Origin of the sequence: Pseudomonas edaphica, assembly GCF_005863185.1 — a bacterium.
In the GTDB taxonomy this organism is placed as follows: Bacteria; Pseudomonadota; Gammaproteobacteria; order Pseudomonadales; family Pseudomonadaceae; genus Aquipseudomonas; species Aquipseudomonas edaphica.
In genome coordinates, this window is record NZ_VBVZ01000996.1 from 1 (window position 1) to 1,243 (window position 1,243).

The window sequence follows — 1,243 nt, forward strand, 5'->3', positions numbered from 1 at the left end:
ATATCCAGGACACGCCGAAAGGCCCGCTGGTGGTGATGCGCCTGCCGATCCACGATGACGCAGGCGTGGTGATCGGCGCGATTGGGTTTGCGCTGTTCGATGAGCTGCGCAACTTGTCGCCGCTGATCGAGCGCTACCTGAGCATGCAGCAGGAGCTGGCCTCCACCCGTTCGCTGCTGCGCTCGCGCCAGAGCAAATACAACTTCGCGCATTTTATTGGCACCAGCGCAGCCAGCCTGGAAGTCAAACGCCGGGCGCGGCGCAGTGCGAGTGCGGAGTCGCCGGTGTTGCTGCTGGGCGAGACCGGCACCGGTAAAGAGCTGTTGGCCCAGGCCATCCATGGCGCCTCCACGCGCGCGCATAAGGCGTTTGTCAGCATCAACAGCGCCGCCATTCCCGGCGACCTGCTCGAAGCCGAGTTCTTCGGCACCGCACCAGGCGCCTTCACCGGCGCCGACCGCAAGGGCCGCCCCGGCAAGTTGCAAATCGCCCAGGGCGGCACCCTGTTCCTCGATGAAATCGGCGACATGCCACTGCCGCTGCAAAGCAAACTGCTGCGGGTGTTGCAGGAAAAGGAATACGAGCCGGTAGGCTCCAACGAAATGGTGCACAGCGATGTGCGGGTGATTGCCGCCACGTCCATGGACCTGGAAGCGGCGATCAAGCGCGGCGAATTCCGGGCGGACTTGTATTACCGCCTGAACGTGCTGCCGATCCAGGTGCCGCCGTTGCGTGAGCGCCTGGAAGATATTCCGGCGTTGAGCGAGGCGATTCTTGAAGAGTTGCGCAGCCAGCATGAGCTTGACCGCGAAGCCTTGGCGTTGCTGGCGCAGCACGCGTGGCCGGGGAATATCCGTGAACTGCGCAACGTACTGGAACGCGCGGCGTTGTTGAGTGATGACCTGGTGCTGGATGCCGAAGAGATTCGCGCGGCGATCGGCACGTTCAGCCCGGTGGCCCGTGGGCGGGTGGAGACGGTCGAGGGCGAGACATTTGCGGCGGCGCGGGAGCGCTTTGATCGGCAGGTGATTGCGGCGGCACTCAAGGCCTGTGAAGGCAATGTGGTGGAAGCCGCCAAGCGGTTGGGGCTGGGTAGATCGACCCTGTACAAAAAAATAGTGGCATTGGACATGAGCGAGTCTCAATAAATAGACACAATTCCACAAACAAAGACAGCCCACTGTGGGAGCTGGCTTGCCTGCGATAGCGGTGGTTCAGCTCAATAGGTATTGACTGATGGGCC

At 62.3% G+C, this 1,243-nt stretch carries 1 protein-coding gene; it reads left to right on the forward strand.

Annotated features, from left to right (window positions below; genetic code table 11):
* Positions 1-1,148 (forward strand): sigma-54 interaction domain-containing protein (locus FEM54_RS32780; RefSeq protein WP_138454309.1); only part of this gene is annotated, 1,148 nt, incomplete at its 5' end.
* Positions 1,149-1,243 lie beyond the last annotated feature (95 nt).